This window comes from Geodermatophilus sabuli, from assembly GCF_010686765.1.
Taxonomy (GTDB): domain Bacteria; phylum Actinomycetota; class Actinomycetes; order Mycobacteriales; family Geodermatophilaceae; genus Geodermatophilus; species Geodermatophilus sabuli_A.
Genome location: NZ_JAAGWF010000009.1, coordinates 83,596 through 100,528, shown reverse-complemented (window position 1 = coordinate 100,528; position 16,933 = coordinate 83,596). Strand labels below are relative to the sequence as shown.

General features: G+C 76.8%; 9 protein-coding genes. 4 read left to right on the top strand and 5 right to left on the bottom strand.

Annotation, left to right across the window (positions count from 1 at the left end; all coding sequences use genetic code 11):
• Positions 1–317: 317 nt before the first annotated feature.
• Complete coding sequence (locus tag GCU56_RS09140) at positions 318–908, bottom strand: DUF6318 family protein (RefSeq protein WP_163481396.1); 591 nt, start codon at positions 906–908, stop codon at positions 318–320.
• A 176-nt stretch (positions 909–1,084) separates the two neighbouring features.
• Between GCU56_RS09140 and GCU56_RS09135 the strand changes: the two genes are divergently transcribed.
• Positions 1,085–2,113, top strand: a complete 1,029-nt coding sequence (locus tag GCU56_RS09135; protein WP_163481394.1) for an ABC transporter substrate-binding protein — start codon at positions 1,085–1,087, stop codon at positions 2,111–2,113.
• Positions 2,114–2,132: 19 nt separating this feature from the next.
• Here GCU56_RS09135 and GCU56_RS09130 read toward each other — a convergent pair whose 3' ends face one another.
• Genes GCU56_RS09130 through GCU56_RS09115 form a run of 4 tightly spaced genes read right to left on the bottom strand, consistent with a single transcriptional unit; the run spans position 2,133 to position 6,121 of the window.
• The gene (locus tag GCU56_RS09130) at positions 2,133–2,819 is read right to left on the bottom strand and encodes a haloacid dehalogenase type II (protein ID WP_345771741.1); all 687 of its coding nucleotides are present in this window, start codon (positions 2,817–2,819) and stop codon (positions 2,133–2,135) included.
• 10 nt (positions 2,820–2,829) lie between these two features.
• Entirely contained in the window at positions 2,830–4,455 is a 1,626-nt protein-coding gene (locus tag GCU56_RS09125; protein WP_163481390.1) for a phospho-sugar mutase, read from the bottom strand.
• Positions 4,452–5,315, bottom strand: a complete 864-nt coding sequence (locus tag GCU56_RS09120) for an NAD-dependent epimerase/dehydratase family protein (RefSeq protein ID WP_163481388.1) — start codon at positions 5,313–5,315, stop codon at positions 4,452–4,454. The genes GCU56_RS09125 and GCU56_RS09120 overlap by 4 nt, the downstream gene beginning before the upstream one ends.
• Positions 5,312–6,121, bottom strand: coding sequence for a purine-nucleoside phosphorylase (locus tag GCU56_RS09115; RefSeq protein WP_163481386.1), 810 nt, complete (start codon positions 6,119–6,121; stop codon positions 5,312–5,314). Before GCU56_RS09115 ends, GCU56_RS09120 begins: the two co-directional genes overlap by 4 nt.
• A 112-nt stretch (positions 6,122–6,233) precedes the next feature.
• On the opposite strand from GCU56_RS09115, the gene GCU56_RS09110 reads away from it, so the two are divergent.
• The 3 genes from GCU56_RS09110 (at position 6,234) to GCU56_RS09100 (ending at position 16,833) form a co-directional block, all read left to right on the top strand.
• Positions 6,234–7,721, top strand: a complete 1,488-nt coding sequence (locus tag GCU56_RS09110; RefSeq protein ID WP_163481384.1) for a M16 family metallopeptidase — start codon at positions 6,234–6,236, stop codon at positions 7,719–7,721.
• 113 nt (positions 7,722–7,834) lie between these two features.
• Complete coding sequence (locus tag GCU56_RS09105) at positions 7,835–12,259, top strand: nSTAND1 domain-containing NTPase (protein ID WP_163481382.1); 4,425 nt, start codon at positions 7,835–7,837, stop codon at positions 12,257–12,259.
• A 116-nt stretch (positions 12,260–12,375) separates the two neighbouring features.
• On the top strand, positions 12,376–16,833 hold the full coding sequence (locus GCU56_RS09100) for an nSTAND1 domain-containing NTPase (protein WP_163481380.1): 4,458 nt from the start codon (positions 12,376–12,378) through the stop codon (positions 16,831–16,833).
• Positions 16,834–16,933: the final 100 nt, after the last annotated feature.

The window sequence follows — 16,933 nt, the reverse complement described above, 5'->3', positions numbered from 1 at the left end:
TTCAATCACCATCACCATGACGACCTGGTCGGGGGCCGACGGGCAGGCGGCATCATCGTCAGGTCGGCACGCGCCGCCGGCCGCAATGTCAATGTCGCATGGGCTCGACAGGCGGTAAGTGTATGGGTGCACCTCTGGTGCCACCGTGGTGGCTATCCAATACGATTCGGGCCCCTGCGCCACATAGGCCGCGGTTAGCGCGCCCGGAGTGGTAGTCACCTCGGGGCAGATTCGTTCTCCGCATTCGGCGGCACGGGCGGGAAGTATGGCGGCGACAAGAATAAGAGTAGCTCCGGCGAGAAGGGTGAGGATGCTCCTCATCCGAAGGCCAAGGTTGCCATCGTCCACGTTGCTTGCGTTGGGTCCCATGTGGCGGCGGCCGTTCCCGGAATGCCGGTATAAGCGGGCGATCCTTCCTCTGAAAGAACGCTTCCGTCGGCTCCGACGACAACTAACGGAGCTTGATTAACACGGATGGCCATCTCGGCTCTTTTGTCAGTGATAAGAGGGGCAGTCAACGCTGTAATCGTGATTTCGCCACCCTCATAGTCTCGATTGGCGCCTGCACTGCTCTCCGTATTAGCTGCGATGCGGTCGCAGTCGGCGCAGCCGTTGCTGAACTCGCGGAGGGGGGCGGCGTCCATCACCGTCGACGTCCGGTTGATGAGGTCGATGTAGTACCGGACGAAGGCCTCGGCTCCCGCGGCGTCCTGGGTCCGCGCCGCGTCGGGCATCGGGAGGTCGGGCGGTCCGAGGGGAGGCAGTCCCTCCGTGGTGCTGGGTGCAGCGGTCGCCGGCGGCAGGGTGTCGCTGGCCTCCTGCGGCTCCGAGCAGCCACCCAGCACGGCGCTTCCGGCCGCGAGTGCAGCGACCAGTCGCAGGGTCCAGCGCCGTGTCACGTCGTCCACCCCCGAGTCGATCACCGGTCGCCGGGAGACTACGGAGGCCCGGCCGCCCGGGCATCCGGCCCTGTGGAAACCACCCGATCGCATGGCCGGCGTTCTCCGCGGGTCGCCGGGTCTGCAGCGCCCGCGATGCGCGGGCAACGCCCGCAACGGGTGGTGACCCGTGCCACCATCGCGCCATGACGTCGCCGGCAGCACCCCGGACCCGCACCCGACGCGCGGCGGCGGCCGCCGTCCTCGCCCTGCCGGCGCTGCTGGTGGGCTGCTCGGGCGACGGGGACGACGGCCAGGCCGGGACAGACGGCGCGGGCGCCGGCGGCACCGGTGGGAGCCAGCAGACCGAGACCGTCGCCCTCGGGATCATCCCGATCATCGACGTGGCGCCGGTCTACGTCGGCATCGAGCAGGGCTTCTTCGAGGAGCAGGGCATCGAGCTGGACCTGAGCGCGGGGCAGGGTGGCGCGGCGATCGTCCCCGGGGTGGCCAGCGGCAGCATCGACATCGGCTTCGGCAACAACCTCTCGCTCGTGGTGGCCTCCTCCAGCGGGCTGCCCCTGCAGGTGGTGGCGAGCGGCGTCGACAGCACCGGCGACCCCGAGGAGGACCCGTACGTGATCGTCACGGCGGATCCGGCGATCACCCGACCGGCGGACCTCGAGGGCCGGACCGTCGCCACCAACACCCTCAACGCCATCGGCGACAGCGTCGTCAGCGCCTCGGTGCGCGCCGACGGCGGCGACCCGGCCACGATCAACTTCGTCGAGCTGCCCTTCCCCAACATGGCGGCGGCGATCCAGGCCGGCGACGTCGACGCCGCCTGGCTGGCCGAGCCGTTCGTGACCATCGCCGCGCCCCAGGGGGTGCGCATCCTGACGACGCCGCTGAACGACTTCACCGACGTCCAGATCGAGGTCTCCAGCTACTTCACCAGCCAGCAGTTCGCCAGCGAGAACGCGGACGTCCTGGAGCGGTTCACCACCGCGATCGAGGAGTCGCTGGCCTACGCGCAGGACAACCCCGACGCGGTCCGCGCGGCTCTGCCCACCTACCTCGAGATCACGCCCGAGCTCGCCGAGCAGGTGATCCTCCCGGAGTGGAACACCGAGGTCAGCGAGGAGACCTTCGAGGTCTTCACCGAGCTGGCCGAGACCCAGGGACTGCTCGACGGCGAGGTCGACCTGGACACCCTGCTGGCGCCGGTGCGCTGACCGGCCGGGCCGCCGCCGGTCAGGCGCCGAGGCGGTCGGCCAGCTCACCGAACGACCGCACCGAGAGGTCGGCGTCCGGGTCGGTGGGCGGGGGCACCCGCTGCCCGCCGTGCTCGCCGGCTCGGTGCACGTACGCCGTCCGGAGGCCGCGGGCTCGTGCGGCCACCAGGTCCTCGACGTGCGCGGCCACCATGAGCACCTGAGACGGGTCCAGCGCGAGCAGTCGCGGCGCGGAGTCGTAGACCTCGGGGTCGGGCTTGTAGTGCCGCACGATCTCCGCACCCAGCACGAGGTCCCAGGGCAGCCCGGCCCGGCGGGCCATGTCCACGATCAGCGCGACGTTGCCGTTGGACAGCGGCGCCAGCACGTAGGCGGCCCGCAGCCGGGTCAACCCCGGGACGACGTCGGGCCACGGGTCCAGCCGGTGCCACGCGAGCGTCAGCTCGTCCCGCACCGACGCCGGGACGTCGACCAGCCCCGCGTCGGCCAGCACGTCGTCCAGCGAGGCGCGGTGCAGCGCGTCCAGCGGCGTCCACGGCAGCTGCCCGGAGCGCACGCGCTCCATCGAGGGGAGGTAGCGACCCCGCCAGTCGTCGGCCAGCGCCTCGGCGTCCACCGACGGCCCGAGCAGCCGGCGCACCTCGCGGGCCACGCCACCGCGCCAGTCCACGACGGTCCCGAAGACGTCGAAGACCAGTGCGCGCACCTCCACCGCGCTACAGCCCCAGGACCGCGGACATCTCGGCGCGCAACTGGTCGAGCTCGTCGGCGCCCCGGCCGCGGGCGGCGATCAGCCCGGCGTCGTCGTGCACCGGCACCACCGTCTCCAGGTACGCCTTGAGCTTGGGCTCGGTGCCGCTGGGCCGCACGATCACCCGGACCCCGTCGCCGAGGAGCCGGACGGCGTCCACCGGCGGGTCCTCCACGGCGAGGTCGGTGCACGCGACCTCCCGGCCGAGCAGCCGGGCGGGGGGATCGGCGCGCAGCCGGGCCATCGCGTCGTCGATCAGCGCGAGGTCCGCCACCCGGACGGCGAGCTGGCCGGTGACGAACAGGCCGTGCTCGGTGGCGAGCTCGTCGAGCCGGTCGACCAGCGTGCGACCGGTCGCCTTGAGCTCCGCGGCGAGCAGCCCCACGGCCAGCGCGGCCGAGATGCCGTCCTTGTCCTTGACCACCCCGGGCGCGACGGCGTACCCGAGCGCCTCCTCGTAGCCGTACACGAGCGGCACGTCGTCGGTGCCGGCGCGGACGATCCACTTGAACCCGGTCGGGGTCTCGGCGAAGCGGACGCCGTGCGCGGCGGCCAGGGCGTGCAGCAGCGAGCCGCTGACCAGGGAGGCCGCGTAGGTGCCCCGGACACCCCGGCGCAGCAGCCAGTCCGCGAGCAGGGCGCCCACCTCGTCGCCGGTGAGCTGGCGGCCGTCGCACACCACCGAGCAGCGGTCGGCGTCGGGGTCCTCGGCGATCGCGACGTCCGCCCCCGTCCGCGCCGCCAGCGCGGTCAGCAGGTCGACCGCGCCCGGCTCCTCCGGGTTGGGGAAGGCCACCGTCGGGAAGGCGGGATCGGGCCGGTCCTGCTCCTCGACGCTCACCGGCAGGGCGAACCCGGCGGCGGCGAAGGTGAGCCGCGTCGTCTCCGCGCCGACCCCGTGCATCGCGGTGTAGGCGACCCGCAGCGCGCTCCGCTGGTCGGCCGGCAGGAGCTCGGGCTCCAGCGCGCGGACGACGGCGGCGACGTAGTCGGTCTGGACGTCGTCCCCGAGCGTTCCCCACTCGTCGGACAGCGGGACCTCGCGGGCGGGGCCCACCTGGTTGATCGCGGCCTCGATCAGCCGGTCGGCCGGCGGCACCAGCTGGGCGCCGTCGTCCAGGTAGACCTTGTAGCCGTTGTCCTCGGGCGGGTTGTGGCTGGCGGTCACCATCACGCCGGCGACGCAGCCCAGGTGCCGGACGGCGAACGCGAGCACCGGCGTGGGCAGCGGCCGGGGCAGGACCTGGACGGCGAACCCGGCACCCGCCAGCACCGCGGCGGACACGTGCGCGAACTCGTCGGAGCGCCGGCGGGCGTCGAAGCCGATCACCACGCCGCCGCCGGCGTGCCCGGCGTCGGCGAGGTGGCGGGCCAGGCCGGCCGCCGCCCGGGTGACGACGGCGGCGTTCATCCCGGCCGGCCCCGCACGCAGCGGCCCGCGCAGCCCGGCCGTGCCGAAGGTCAGCGGTCCGGCGAAACGGCGGGTCAGCTCCGCCTCGTCGCCCGCCTCGACCAGCGCGGCGATCTCGGCGCGGTCGCCCGGGTGCGGGTCGGCCTCGGCCCAGGCGCGGGCCGTGTCGAGCACGGTCACGCCGGGTCCCCGCTGCCGGGCGCGATGTCGCCGCGGGGGAGGGGCGGCTCGAAGTTCTCCGCGTCGAACTCCGGCAGCGTGTACTGGCCGCCGACCAGGCGGTGCACCGGGTCGGCGGGGTCGGGCTCGCCGTGCGCCTCGATCAGCGCCTGCGCGTAGACCTCGGCGTCGTCGGCCGGCTCGTAGCCCAGCGCCCGGGCGGCGGTGAGGTCCCACCAGCTCCGGGTGTTGGCCGACACGCCCCAGACGACGGCGAAGCCGGGCGCCGGTGCCCGCAGCGCGGCGTCGACCAGCGACACCTGGTCGGCGGGGGACAGCCAGGTGGCCAGCATGCGCACGGTCGTCGGCTCGGGGAAGGCGCTGCCGATCCGCAGGCAGACGACGTCCATGCCGTAGCGGTCGGCGTACAGCGAGCCGAGTGCCTCCATCGCCGCCTTGGAGACGCCGTAGTAGGTGTCCGGCCGCGGCGGGACGTCGGTCTCGCGCAACAGGCCGGTGTCCGGCCGCGGGGTGAAGCCGGCCGCGTGGTTGCTCGACGCCAGCACCACCCGGGAGACGCCGGCCAGCCGGGCGGCCTCGAGCACGCACCAGGTGCCCTGGATGTTGGCGTGCGAGACGGCCGGCCAGGTGGACTCCCCGGAGATGCCGGCCAGGTGCACGACCGCCGACGCCCCGGCGACGGCGTCGCCCACGGCGGCCGGATCGGTGACGTCGGCGACGACCTGCTCCTCCCCGGGACGGGTGTCGGGGACGGGCACGACGTCGAGGCAGCGCACCGCCCAGCCGCGCTCGGGCAGCCCGCCGCGCAGCACCGTGCCGATCCGCCCGGCCGCGCCCGTCAGCAACACGGGTCCGCTCACGACAGCCGCCCCAGGAACTCCACCAGGAACTCGCCCAGCCGACCGGCCGCCGCCTTCCCGGCCGCCAGCACCTCCTCGTGGTCGAGCTTCTCGCCGGTGATCCCGGCCGCCGCGTTGGTCACCATCGACAGCCCCAGCACCTCCGTGCCCGCGGCACGGGCGGCGATCGCCTCCAGCGCCGTGGACATGCCGACCAGGTCGGCGCCGAGGGTGCGCAGCATCCGGATCTCCGCCGGTGTCTCGTAGTGCGGTCCGGGCAGTGCCGCGTAGACGCCCTCGGTCAGGGACGGGTCGATCTCCCGGGCGAGCGCGCGCAGGCGCTCGGCGTAGAGGTCGGTGAGGTCGACGAAGGTGGCGCCGACGAGCGGCGAGCGCGCGGTCAGGTTCAGGTGGTCGCTGATCAGCACCGCCTGGCCGACCCGGTGCTCGGGGGCCAGTCCGCCCGCGGCGTTGGTGAGGACGACGGTGCGCACGCCCGCTGCGGCCGCCGTCCGGACGCCGTGCACCACCGGTTCGACACCGCGGCCCTCGTAGAGGTGGGTGCGCCCGAGGAACAGCAGCACCCGGCGCCCGCCCACGCGCACCGAGCGGATCTCGCCGCCGTGCCCGACGGCGGTCGGCGCCGCGAACCCCGGCAGGTCGCCGATCGCGACGCTGCCCTCGACGGAGCCGAAGGCGTCCGCCGCCGGCGCCCACCCCGACCCCATGACGACGGCGACGTCGTGCCCGTCGCCCAGCGCGGCGGTGAGGGCGCCGGCGGCTGCGCGGGCGAGGGTGGCGGGGTCGTCCGCGGGAGGCTGTTCCACGCCGGGACGCTAACGCAGCCCCGCGACCGGCGAGGAGGGCACACGTGCCACAGCTGTCCCGTCGCGGGCGTGTCTGCCCCGCCCGGCACCACGGCGGCCCGAGCCTGGTTCGGTGCAGCGCATCGAGATCGACGGCGTCCCGGTCATCTCCGCCCCGGGGCCCGAGCGGATCACCGCGGCCCTCGTCTTCGGGGTCGGCCTCCGCGACGAGACCTTCGCGACCATCGAGATCACCCACCTGGTCGAGCACCTGGCCATGGGCGCGCTGCCCAAGTCGCACCTCAGGTGCAACGCCGTCACCGACGTCGACACCACCGCGTTCTACGCCACCGGGCGCCCCGAGGCCGTGCGCGCCTTCCTCGAGGGCGTGTGCCGCGCGCTCTCCGACCTGCCGACCGAGCGGCTGGAGCTGGAGGTCGGCGTCCTGGAGGCGGAGAACTGCTCGACGGCGGACTCCACCATCGGTGCGCTGTGGGCCGCCCGGTTCGGGCTGACCGGGCCGGGGCTCGTGATGGCCGACGGGCCGGGCCGCCGGTACCTGACCGAGGACCTGGTCCGGGCCCACGCCCGCCGCTGGTTCGTGCGCGGCAACGCCGCGCTGTGGTGCTCCGGTGCCGTGCCCGCCGGCCTGCGGCTGCCGCTGCCGGCCGGGCCGCGTCCCGAGCGGGCGATCCCGGCGGCGCGTCCGCAGACCGGGCCGGTGTGGACCGCCGGGCACGGCTCCGGCGTGGGCCTGCTGCTGGCCTCCGGCGGGTCCGGCGACCCCGCGCTCATGGTCGGTGTGGACGTCCTGAAGGAGCGACTGCGGGACACCGCCCGCCACGCCCGCGGCCTCAGCTACTCGGTCGACTCGCTCGGCCTCGACCTCGGCCCCGACCGGCGGGAGGTCGCCGTCGTCGTCGACGCCCGGGAGGGCCAGGAGGGCGAGGTCGCCGACCTGCTGTGGCGGACCAGCACCGAGCTGGCCGCGACCGGCCCCACACCGGCCGAGCTCGCGCACGCGGTGGCCGGCTTCGAGGAGGACCTGGACGCCGACCCGCGGGCGGTCGCGGAGTCCGAGCTGGCCGACGCGGCGTACTGCGCGGTCAGCGGGCTGCCCTTCCGGCCGGTCGAGGACGTGCTCGAGGGCTGGCGCGCGGTGACCCCGGAGCGGGTGGCTACGTCGCTGGCGCAGGGACTGGACACCGCGATCCTGTACGTGCCGGAGGGCAGCGGGTACGCCGGGCCGGGTGCGCCGGTCGAGCGCCGGTTCCTGTGCAACGTCACGCCGCAGCTGCCGGTCGGCACCGTCTTCCGCCCCCCGCTGCTCACCCGGCTGGTCGACCGGGGCAGCCGCGTCCACCTCGTCGTCGGGGACGGCGGGCTGGCCCACCGCGACGCCGACGGCGACGTCCACACGGTCCCGTGGGAACTCGTCGAGGCGGCCGTCCCGACCGAGGACGGGCGGGGGGTGTTCGTCGTCGGCCGCAACCTGTGCGCGGTGCTGGTGGACGAGGACCGCTTCGGTCGGCGGGCCGTCGCGGCCGTGCGTGCCCGCGTGCCCGCGCCACGGTGGGTCACCGCCCCGGTGGCGGCACAGGCGGGCGTCCCGGTCGGCTGAGTCGCTCACCCCCCGGCGTCCTCCGGCTACGGGCCGGCGGGGCTCGCGCGACGGGCGGCGACCGCGCCCCGGGGCGCGCTGACCGGCGCGCGGCGTCCCTACCGTGGCCCGTTGTGCGGATCGCGGTCATCGGACCGTTGGAGGTCCGGGGGGACGACGGGACGCCGGTGGCGATCCCGGGCGCGAAGGAGCGCCTGCTGCTGGGCGTCCTGGCGGCCGGAGCGCCCGCGCTCGTGCCGGCCGACCGCATCGCCGAGGACCTGTGGGACGGCGACCCCCCGGCCACCGCCCGCAAGTCGCTGCAGGCCCACGTCGTCCGCCTGCGCAGCGCGCTGGAGCCCGACCGGCCCCGGGGCTCGACCGGCCGGCACGTGCTCCGCCGGGGACCCGGGTACGCGCTGGCCGTCGACCGGCAGGACCTCGACGCGCTGGCCTTCGGCGACCTGACCGCCCGGGGCCGGGCGGCCCTGACCGCCGGCGACGCCGCGGGGGCGGGCGAGCTGCTCACCGCCGCCCTCGACCTGTGGCGCGGGGAGCCCTACGCCGACTGGCCGGACGCCGCCTTCGCCGGGGCCGAGCGGCGCCGGCTGGCCGAGGTCCGCGACGGTGCGCGGACCGCGCTGGCCGAGGCCCGGCTGGCGCGCGGCGAGGCGGCGGCGCTGGTCCCCGACCTCGAGCGGCTGGTGGCCGAGCAGCCGCTTCGCGAGGAGTGGTGGCGGCTGCTGGTGCTGGCGCTCTACCGCTCGGGGCGGCAGGCCGACGCTCTGGGCGCCGCCCGGCGGGCGCGGTCGGTGCTCGCCGAGGAGCTGGGGGCCGATCCCGGTCCGGCGCTGCGCGCGGTGGAGGCCGCCGTCCTGGCCCAGGACCCGGACCTCGACGCGACCCCGGCACCGGCGACGGCCCCGGCGACGGCAGCGGCCCAGCCGGCGCCGGGCGCGTGCCCCTACCTGGGGCTGCGCGCCTACGAGGCCGAGGACGCGGGACTGTTCGCCGGCCGGGAACGGGTGGTCGCCACCCTCGTCGCGCGGCTGGTGGACGCGCCGCTCGTGGCGGTCTCCGGCCCGAGCGGCGCGGGCAAGTCGTCGGTGGTCCGGGCCGGGCTGGTCCCCGCCCTCGGCGCCGGTGCCCTGCCCGGCAGCGACGGCTGGCGGCCGGTGGTGCTCCTGCCCGGTCGCCACCCGGTCGACGGCCTGGCCGGCCTCACGGGCGAGGACCCGCCGCCGGCTCCCGTGCTGCTGGTCTGCGACCAGTTCGAGGAGCTGTGGGCGCCCGGCATGGTGCCGGCGGAGCGGTCGGCGTTCCTGGACACGGTGGTCGCCCTGCTCGACGACGGGGTGGTGGCCCGCTGCGTGGTCGTCGTCCGGGGGGACGCCGTCGGCCGGCTGGCCGAGCACCCGGGCTTCGTCGACCGGCTCCGTGCCGCGCTGGTCCTGGTGCCGCCGATGAGCGACCCCGAGCTGCGGGACGTGGTCCGCGCCCCGGCGGCCGCCGTCGGCCTGCGCGTCGAGGACGACCTGGTCGACGCCGTGGTCGCCGACGGGCTGGGCCGCCCGGCGGCGCTGCCGCTGCTGTCCACCGCGCTGGTCGGCACCTGGGAACGGCGCCGCGGCCACCTGCTGACCCTCGCGGGGTACCTGGCCGCCGGCGGTGTCGCCGGGGCACTGGCCCGGTCGGCGGAGGCCGCGTACGCGGCGCTCGACGAGCCGGGCCGGGTGCTGGCGCGGCAGCTGTTCGTCCGGCTGGCGGACCTCGACGACGGCGGGGGACTCGTCCGGCGGCCGGTGCCGATCGCCGAGCTGGAGGACGGCGGACGCCGGGCGGTGGCCGAGGTGTTCCTCACCCGGCGGCTGCTCTCGGTGGACGCCGACCGGCTGGAGGTCACCCACGAGGCGCTGCTGCGCGCCTGGCCCCGGCTGACCCGCTGGCTCGAGGACGACGCGGCCGGCCGGGCGGTGCGCCGGCACCTCACCCCGGCCGCGCGCGACTGGGACCACGCCGGGCGCCCGGACGACGAGCTCTACCGGGGCGCCCGGCTGACCGCGGCGCTGGACTGGGCGACGGCAGCCGGCGAAGAGCTGACCGCGACCGAGCGGGACTTCCTCGCGGCGTCCCGCGCGCAGGCCGAGCGGGACCTGGCCGTCGCCCGGGACCAGGCCGTCCGGGAGGCGCGGGGCCGACGCCGCACCCGCCGGCTGGCCACGGTGCTCGCCGTGGTCCTCGTCGCCGCCCTCGTCGCCGCGGGCCTGGCCGTCTACTTCCAGCAGGACGCCGACACCCGGGCGACGGAGGCCGAGCGCGCCTCGCGGGTGGCCGACGCCAACTGGCTGACCTCGCGCACCGGGACTGCGTCGTCGCTGGACACCGCCGTGCTGCTGGCCGCGACGTCGGTCCGCCTGGCCGACACCCCGGAGACCCAGGACGGGTTGCTGGCGCTGCTCGCCGAGAACCAGCGGGTCGTCCGAGCCGTGCCCATCCCCGGCCGGGTGCAGGGCGGCCGGGTCGACGGCACGGGCACCCTCTGGCTCGGGGTCGGCGATCGCGTGGTCGCGTGGCCCACGGGGGGCCGCGGGTTGCCTCGCGTGGCCGTCCCGCTCGACGCGACCTGGGGTGCCTGGTACGGCGCGGACCCGTCCCCGGTCACCGACACCCTGGCCACGTCGGGGCTGGCCGCGAACGACGAACCCTACGTCCGGCTGGTCACCCCCAACGGCGAGGTGACCCGGCTCCTCGAGGGCACCGAGGTGGGCGGACTGCCGGTGGCCGTGTCGCACACCGCCGGTGCCGAGACGGTCGAGTTCATCGTGGTCACCCCACCGCCCGGGGACGCCGAGGGCCCGGCGCGGTGGCGGCTCCGGACGATCGACGCCGACGGCGGTCCGGCGTCGGACACGGCGGCCGCTGGCATGGCACCTGCGGCCCTCGGCTCGTTCGAGACCGACCTGGACGCGCGGGCCCAGCTGCTCGTCCTGTGGGCCCACGAGGGCGGCCCGGCCGTCCTCGTGGACCTCGCCGGTGGGGCGCAGGTCGCGCTCCCCGTCGACTCGCGCGACGCGGGGAGCATCGGCTTCCAGGTCACCGGCGACGGCGCCGCCCAGTTCTGGGACGACGGCGTCGTGACCCGCTACGACCGCGGCGGCCGCGTGCTGCAGCAGCTGGACGCCCACTCCGCGCCGGTGCGCCGCGTCGCCGTGTCGCCTGCGGGGTGGGCGGCCACCGTGGGGGACGACGGAGTGGTCGTGCGCTGGGCCGTTGACCCCCTCACGCGCCAGTGGTCGGAGCCCGAGCCGCTGACCGGCCACCGCGGGGACGTGCGGGTCGCGGAGGTCGACCCGACGGGGTCGATGCTGGTGACCGCCGGCGAGGACGACACCGCGATCGTCTGGCACATGCGTGAGGGCGGGGGCTTCGGCGCCGACTACCCCGCCCTGGACGGGCGCTGGGTGTCCAACCGGCCGCGGGTGATGGGACCCGAGGGGACGGTCGTCGTGCCCACCCGGCCGCTCACACGGGTCGCGGGGGCCGACCCCCTCGGACCGCCCGACGACACCCGGCAGGTCGCCGCCACCTTCCTCGATCCCGACAGCGGTGCGGTGGTGCGGCAGGTCGTGCTGGGGGAGACGCTGCCGCTGGTGCTGTTCGGGTCGTCGGTGGCGGTGCGGCCCGACGGCGGCGCGGTCGCCGTCACCTGGGGGCTGGGCGCGTCGGTGCTCGACGCGCAGGGGCGCCGGATGGCGCCGGACATCGTCCTGCCGCCGGTCGAGGGCGCCTTGTGGAACGGTGCGCCGCTGCCCGCCGCCGTCTTCTGGTCGGCGGGGTGGACCCGCGACGGCTCCCGGCTGCTGCTCGGCGCGGAGGGGGACCCGGACACCGGGGAGGGCGCGCGGCTCGTCGTCGTCGACCCCGCCACCGGGGAGGTCGAGGACCAGCTGGACATCGGCGTGAGCGCCCAGGCGATCGCGCCCAGCCCCGACGGAGACCTCCTCGCGATCGCCAGCGCCACGACCCAGCGGATCGTCCTGCTCGACGCGGACAGCCTCCAGGTGGTCGCCACCGTCGACCTGCTCGACGGTGACCGGCCCTTCGACGTCGCCTGGTCCCCGGACGGCCGGCTGCTGGCCGTGGTCGGCGACGCGGGGTTGCTGCACCTGGTCGACATCGGGACCGGTCGAGCGCGGGAGCCGGTCGCCATCTCGCCGCAGATCCTGCTGCAGGCCGAGTGGCTGGCCGACGGCCGGACGGTGGCGACGGTCGGGATGGACGGCACGGTGACGCTCTTCGACGTCGAGCGCGGGCTGCCGCGCACCGGACCGCTCCGTGCCTCGGGCGCTGGGACGGCGGTCTACACGCACCTGCTGCCCGGGCCGGGCGACGAGCTCGTGGCCTTCAGCGGTGAGGTCCCCGGGCGCCGCTACCCCCTCGACCCGCAGGAGTGGCTGGCAGCGGCGTGCGCGCTGGCCGGCCGGGACCTGACGCGGGCGGAGTGGGAGCGCTACCTGCCCGCCCGCGAGTGGCGACCCACCTGCACCGACCTCGACTGACACCGCCGCTCACCGCCCGGCGTCGGCCCGGCACAGGCTGACGGGGCTCGCGCGGCGACCCCCGGTCCTCGCCCGCGGGACGGTGGCCGGCCCCCGGCGTCCCTACCGTTTGCCAGGTGCGGATCGCGGTCATCGGACCGTTGGAGGTCCGAGGGGACGACGGGGCGCCGGTGGCGGTCCCCGGCGCGAAGGAGCGTCTGCTGCTCGCCGTCCTGGCCGCCGGTGCCCCGGGTGTCGTCCCGACCGACCGCATCGTCGACGTGCTGTGGAGCGGCTCCCCACCGCAGACCGCCCGGAAGACGCTGCAGGCGCACCTGGTCCACCTGCGCAGCGCCCTCGAGCCCGACCGGCCGAAGGGCTCTCCGGGTCGGTACGTCGCCCGCCGCGGGCCGGGATACGCGCTCACCGCCGACCGCGCCGACGTCGACGCCCTCCAGATCGGCGACCTGGCCGCCCGCGGGCGCGCCCAGCTCGCCTCCGGCAACGCGCAGGCGGCGGTCGCGGAGCTGACCGCCGCCCTCGGGCTGTGGCGCGGCGAGCCCTACGCCGACTGGCCCGACGCGCCCTTCGCCGAGGTCGAGCGGCGGCGGCTGGCCGAGGTGCGGACCGGCGCCCTCTCGGGACTGCTCGAGGCCCGCCTGGCCGGCGGCCAGCACGCCGACGTGCTGCCCGATCTTGAGCGGCTGGTCACCGAGGAGCCGCTGCAGGAGTGCTGGTGGCGGCTGCTCATGCTGGCGCTCTACCGGGCCGGCCGGCAGTCCGACGCCCTCGCCGCCGGCCGCCGGGTGCGGGCCCTGCTCGCCGACGAGCTGGGCACCGCTCCCGGCCCGGCCCTGCGCGAGGTCGAGGCGGCGATCCTCGCCCAGGACCCGGCACTGGAGGTGTCCGGGCCACCCGCAGGGCGGGGCCCGCCGGCCGGCGGCCCGCGCGACGGCTCGATCTGCCCCTACAAGGGGCTGGCCCCCTACCAGGCCGCCGACGCGCGGCTCTTCCGCGGCCGGCGCCGGCTGGTGGCCGGCCTGGTGGCCAAGGCGGTCGACGCCCCCCTGCTCGTGGTCACCGGTACCAGCGGTGCCGGCAAGTCCTCGCTGGTGCGGGCCGGGCTGGTGCCGGCCCTGACCGGCGGAGCCCTGCCGGGCAGCGCCGGCTGGCGGCCGGTCGTCCGCACCCCCGGCCGGCGTCCGGTCGACGGGCTGGCGCTGACGGCGGACGACGGGCCGGTGCTGCTGGTCGTCGACCAGGCCGAGGAGCTGTGGGCGCCCGGGGTCGACCCGGTCGAGCGCGACGCCTTCCTCGACGCGGTGCTGGGGCTGCTGGACGACGGGATCGTCGTCCGCTGCGTGGTGGTGCTCCGCGGGGACCACGTGGGCCGGCTGGCCGAGCACGCCGCCTTCGCCGCCCGGGTCGACGGCCGGGTGCTGCTCGTCCCCGCCCTCACCGAGGTCGAACTGCGGGAGATCGTGGCCGAACCGGCGGCCGCGGTCGGGCTCGGCGTCGAGGCCGACCTGGTCGACGCCGTCGTCGCCGACGTCCTGGGCCGGGCGGCGGCCCTCCCGCTGCTGTCCACGGCCCTGGTGGGCACCTGGGAGCGTCGCCGTGCGGGCACCCTCACCCTGGCCGGCTACCTGGCCGCCGGCGGAGTCGCGGGTGCGCTGACCCGGACCGCCGAGGCGGCCTACGCGCAGCTCGACCGCCCGGGGCAGCAGCTGGCGCGGCGGCTGCTCGTGCGGCTGGCCGACGTCGACGCCGGTGGCGGGCTCGTCCGCCGGCCGCTGCTCCTGAGCGAGCTCGACCCGGCCGACGCCGCCCGGCGCGAGGTGGTGGAGGTGTTCGTCGCCCGGCGGCTGCTGGTCGTCGACGGGGACCACCTCGAGGTCGCGCACGAGGCGCTGCTCACCGGCTGGCCGCGGCTGGCCCGCTGGCTCGAGGACGACGCGGCCGGTCGCGCGGTGCGGCGCCACCTCGCCCCGGCCGCCCGCGAGTGGGACGCCGGCGGGCGCCCGGACGACGAGCTGTACCGCGGCGCCCGGCTGGCCGCCGCGCTCGACTGGGCCGCCCGTCCCGACGCGGACCCGGCGCCGGTCGAACAGCGGTTCCTCGAGGCCTCCCGGGCGCACGCCGACGCCGAGCTGGCGGCTGCCCACCGCCGGGCCGACGCGGAGGCCGCGGCCCGGCGGCGGACCCGCCTGCTGGCCCGTGCGCTGGCCGCGATGCTCGCCGCCGTCCTCGTCGTCGTCGTCCTCGCGGTGCGCTCGGAGCGGGATGCCGAGGCAGGTCAGGCGGAGGCGGCGCGGGCCGCCCGGGTCGCCGACGCCAACCGGCTGGCCACCTCCTCGGCCGGGAGGGGGCCGCTGGACCTGGCGCTGCTCCTGGCCGCCCAGGCCGTCCGGCTGGCCGAGACACCGGACACCCGGGACCGGCTGCTCACCGCGCTCGTCGAGCACCGTCGCGTGGACCGCGTCCTGCCCACCCCGTTCGGCGTCCGCGACGCCGTGCTGATGGGCTCGGCGACGCTGCTGCTGCTGGGCTCGGACTGGACGGCCTGGTCATCCGGGGAGGCAGGCGTCGAGGAGGTCCGGTCCGGCGGTCCGTGGTGGGGGACGACGGCCGTGGCCGGCTCGCCGACGGAGGAGGTGGTCGCCGGCGTCGGGTGGGACGAGAGCAAGTCCTGGCTGCGGCTGCTGACCGCGGACGGGGACGACCGGGTGCTCCTCGACACCGCCGCGCTCGGCGGCACCCCCTACGGGGTCTCCTTCACCGCCGACGGCCGGCGGATCCGGGTCCTCGTGCTGCGATCGGGTCGGGAGGCGCCCGACGGGCAGCTCCGCTGGGACGTGGTGGAGGTGGACCGGGACGGTGGGCCGGTCACCGACCTGCGCATCGGCGGGCTCGTCCGGGAGGACGCCGGCGCCCTCCCGGTGGACTTCGCCCCCGACGGCAGCACCCTGGTCACCTGGGCCGAGGGGGACGCCGGCGGCGCCGGGGACGCCACCCTGACCGACCTCGCCGCGGCGCGTCAGGTCCCCCTGCAGGTGCCCGACCGGCCCGCGGACAGCCTCGGGTTCCGAGCCCTGCCCACCGGCGCGGCCCAGCTGTGGTCCGACGGCGGCGTCACCCTGTACGGCAGCGACGGCGGCGTCCGTCAGGAGCTCGACGCGCACCGGCCCCCGGTGACCGACGTCGTCCAGTCCCCGGACGGCTCGTGGGGGGTCACGGTCGGCGGGGACCCGGGCGTGCTCCTGTGGGACGTCGACGCCACCACGGGGCAGTGGTCGCAACGCGAGGCGCTCAGCGGCCACGCGGAGGCCGTGACGACCGCGGTGGTCACCCCCGACGGGGACAGGCTGTTCACGCTGGCGCCGGACGACACCGTCGTGAGCTGGGACGTCGGCCCCGACGGCGGCCTGGGCAGCGCCTATCCGGAGGTCCCGGGCTGGTGGGTCGCGGGCCGGCCCGAGATCGTGCACCCCGGACGGCTCGCCGTCGCACCCGTGCGGAGGGCGTCGGTCGCGGGGGGTGGCACGGTCCTCGACCCGCCGGCCGACACCCGGGACGTGGGCGCCGCGTTCCTCGATCCCGGCACCGGCCGGGTGCTCGAGGTCGTCCCCCTGGGCGCGTTGCCCGCAGTGCCCGACGACTTCTCCTCCGCCGCCCGGCCGGCCGTCGCGGTCTCGCCCCCCGTCTCCGTCGCGGTGAGCCCCGACCGTCGCCGGGTGGCCGTGACCAGCGGGCTGGCCACCACCGTGATCGACACGCAGACCCGGGAGCCGGGCGACCCCATCCGGCTGCCTTCGACGGGGGAGGTGGACGGCGAGGGCCGCCCGCTGCCCGCCGCGGTGGTGTCCTGCGCCGAGTGGACCCCCGACGGCTCGCGCCTCGTGCTCTGCTCCAGGGCGGGCGGGACCTTCGAGGACGTGTCGGGGCTCGCGGTCGTGGACGCCACGACCGGCCGCGTCGAGAGCCGTCCGACCTCGGGCAGCGACGCGAGGGTGTCCGCGGTCAGCCCCGACCACCGCTATCTCGCCCTGGGCAGCAACAGCCGGCCGATGGTCCGGGTCCTGGACGGCAGCACCCTCGCGCTGCTCGGCGTCGTGCCGCTCCGTGCCGACGACGAGATCGAGGACCTGGCGTTCGGCCCGGACGGGAGGCGCATCGCCGTGGTCGGCAGCACCGGCGTGGTGCAGGTGGTGGACGCCGGACGCCTGGAGCCGGTGGGCGAGCCGGTCCGCATCGGCGTCCCCCTGCTGCAGGCGGACTGGCTCCCCGACGGGCGGACGGTGGCGGCGTCGGCCGCGGACGGATCGGTCGCGCTGGTCGACGCCGAGAGCGGGCTGCGCCGCGGTCCGCCCCTCCCGGTGTCCGGCGAGCCCGGCGGGAGTCCCGTGCACCTGCTGGTCGCCGGCGACGAGCTGATCGCCTCCGGCGGCGCGGGCCCGGGCCGGCGGCTGCCCCTCGACCCCCGCGACTGGCTGGCAGCGGCGTGCGCCGTGACCGGACGGGACCTCACCCGAGCGGAGTGGGAGCGCTTCCTCCCCTCCAGGGACTGGCGGCCCACCTGCACCGACCTCGGCTGAACCGGGGGGCCGCCCCACCGTCCGCCGCCCGGGGACGGTGGGGCGGAGTCCGGGCAGGCCGGGGTCCCGCCGCCCGGGGGCGGCGGGACCCGGGTGCCGA

What these genes read in the sequence shown, in the direction of transcription:
- GCU56_RS09135 (WP_163481394.1), top strand. Translation starts at nt 1,085, where the DNA reads ATGACGTCGCCGGCAGCACCCCGGACCCGCACCCGACGCGCGGCGGCG.